Source organism: Planococcus sp. A6, from assembly GCF_028823615.1.
GTDB lineage: Bacteria > Bacillota > Bacilli > Bacillales_A > Planococcaceae > Planococcus.
The window spans coordinates 1-1340 of the sequence record NZ_JAPEHT010000252.1; the positions used below are offsets into that span (position 1 = coordinate 1).

The 1340-nt window shown below is 40.4% G+C and carries 2 protein-coding genes; both read right to left on the minus strand.

Going from position 1 to position 1340, the window contains the following annotated elements:
- Positions 1 to 660: IMP dehydrogenase (guaB, locus tag ON064_RS18275; RefSeq protein ID WP_274625878.1), on the minus strand; the 660-nt coding region annotated here is incomplete at its 3' end.
- 104 nt (positions 661 to 764) lie between these two features.
- Positions 765 to 1247 (minus strand): glutathione peroxidase, encoded by a 483-nt coding sequence (locus ON064_RS18280; RefSeq protein ID WP_342455361.1) that lies wholly within the window; start codon positions 1245 to 1247, stop codon positions 765 to 767.
- Positions 1248 to 1340 lie beyond the last annotated feature (93 nt).

The window sequence follows — 1340 nt, forward strand, 5'->3', positions numbered from 1 at the left end:
ACGTCCCTGCTCGTCTTTTGCAGCAATTGGGAACTCGATTACTTTCTCGATGTCCTTAATAGTAATAAGGCCTTTTAGCATGCCGTTCTGATCCACAATTGGCAACTTCTCGATTTTGTATTGCTGAAGAATTTTTTCGGCATCTTCTAGCGTCGTACCGACCGGGGCCGTCACCAACTTCTCTTTCGTCATAACATCTTTAATTTCTAAAGAGTAGTCCTGGATAAAGCGGAGGTCGCGGTTGGTGATAATGCCCACCAAAGTAAGATCTTCTTCACTTTGAACAATAGGTACACCCGAAATACGGTATTTTCCCATCAAATGTTCAGCATCGTAAACCTGGTGCTGAGGAGTCAGGTAGAAAGGATCTGTAATAACGCCATTTTCCGAACGTTTGACAGTCACTACTTGTTCAGCCTGCTCTTCGATGCTCATGTTTTTATGAATGACCCCAAGACCGCCTTGGCGCGCCATTGAAATAGCCATTTTTGCTTCCGTCACAGTGTCCATTCCGGCACTGATAATTGGAATGTTCAACTTGATTTTCGGCGTCAGCTCCACTGACAAATCAATATCCTTCGGCAACACTTCTGAATGAGCTGGCACTAGCAATACATCATCGAAGGTTAACCCTTCTTTAAGAAATTTCGATTCCCACATAATTGACACGCCTCCTGCTTCCTTTTGAATATTATTGTAAGGTTATCAGCGGTTTCAGGGGGTGTCAAGAAACTGACAAAAGTAAAACTATTCCGACTAATGGATCATAAAATTTTCTGTATATCTTTCTCCATTTGTTCCGGTTCAACCTGAGGTTCGTAACGTTGAATAATAGTTCCTTGGCGATCAATTAGAAACTTAGTAAAGTTCCATTTAATCTCTCCACTAACGTCGCTAGTGCCCCAAGAAGTTAAATAATTAAAAAGTGGGTCAGCAAGTTCTCCATTTACGTCTATTTTAGAAAAGACCGGAAAACTCACTCCATAGTTCTTACGACAAAACTCCAGGGTTTCCTTTTGCGTGTGGAATTCCTGATCATTGAATTGACCGCTAGGAAACCCGAGAATTTCTAAACCTTGATCTTTATATTTCTCATACAGATGCTGTAAACCCTCAAACTGCGGAGTTAGCCCGCATTTGCTTGCAGTATTAACAATAACCAATGGCTTCCCTTTAAAATTTTCTAGTTGTTCCATGTTGCCATCCGCTTGCTTTACTTCATAAGTATATAGATTACTCATCTTCATTCCACCTCTCCTTATCTTTAGCCTACCTTTGAAAAACTATCTTCACAAGAAATAAGAAAAATTTTCATACAAAAAAGACCATTACCGGAATGA